The organism is Curtobacterium luteum (genome assembly GCF_001475545.1).
GTDB lineage: Bacteria > Actinomycetota > Actinomycetes > Actinomycetales > Microbacteriaceae > Curtobacterium > Curtobacterium luteum_A.
This window is the reverse complement of the sequence record NZ_LDQC01000188.1, coordinates 1-815: the sequence shown is the minus strand read 5'-3', so window position 1 is coordinate 815 and position 815 is coordinate 1. Positions and strand designations below refer to the sequence as shown.

The window sequence follows — 815 nt, the reverse complement described above, 5'->3', positions numbered from 1 at the left end:
CCGCGCCTCCAGGCCGGGTGGTCCTGCACGCGACGCAGCCCGCGTCAGCAGTGCTCGAACACGTACGCGTCCTCGCCCGCCGGCACCAGGTCGCGGTCCCGGAGGATCGTCATCGCCGGTCGCTTCGTCGACGCGCAGACCGCCGACCACGGACGCTTGCTGTTGTCGGTGTACTCGACGTCGATGACCCGCTTCCCGTACGCCTTCGTGTACGCGCCGCACTCCTGGTAGACGAAGCACTCCTCGGCGACGACGAAGTCGAACCCGGTCTGCTTCCGCCCCGACGCGCCGAGCTGCGGGGTGTTCTTCTGCCCGACCGCGAGGCCCTTGCCGTGACCGAGCCGTACGAGCGCCGCGGCGAGCGCGAGGTTCCCGGAGCGTGTGAGCTTCCCCTTCGAGCGCGTCCACGAGTCGAGGTTGTCGAACTCGACCGCGGCGAAGCCTCGCTCGGCGCACCGGGCGACGGACGTCGTCAGCACCCGGACGATCGTGGCGCGCTTGGCCGCGGTCGTGGTGTCGAGGAGCATCTCGTCGGGCCAGCCCGAGGAGGCTGCGATGTGGAAGCGGGACCACCCGACCGCGATCCTCCGCGACCGGACGGGCAAGCCGGTGTCCGACCCGGGCTGGCCCGACGAGATGCTCCTCGACACCACGACCGCGGCCAAGCGCGCCACGATCGTCCGGGTGCTGACGACGTCCGTCGCCCGGTGCGCCGAGCGAGGCTTCGCCGCGGTCGAGTTCGACAACCTCGACTCGTGGACGCGCTCGAAGGGGAAGCTCACACGCTCCGGGAACCTCGCGCTCGCCGCGGCGCT

The 815-nt window shown here is 71.4% G+C and carries 2 protein-coding genes; one reads left to right on the top strand and one right to left on the bottom strand.

What is annotated here, in order from left to right; translation table 11 throughout:
* Positions 1 to 44: 44 nt before the first annotated feature.
* Positions 45 to 527 carry an endo alpha-1,4 polygalactosaminidase gene (locus NS184_RS17090; protein ID WP_083513806.1) on the bottom strand — a complete coding sequence of 161 codons (483 nt, stop codon included), beginning with the start codon at positions 525 to 527 and terminating at the stop codon, positions 45 to 47.
* A 28-nt stretch (positions 528 to 555) separates the two neighbouring features.
* Between NS184_RS17090 and NS184_RS17085 the strand changes: the two genes are divergently transcribed.
* A partial coding sequence (locus NS184_RS17085; RefSeq protein WP_193750572.1) for an endo alpha-1,4 polygalactosaminidase occupies positions 556 to 815 on the top strand: 260 nt, incomplete at its 3' end.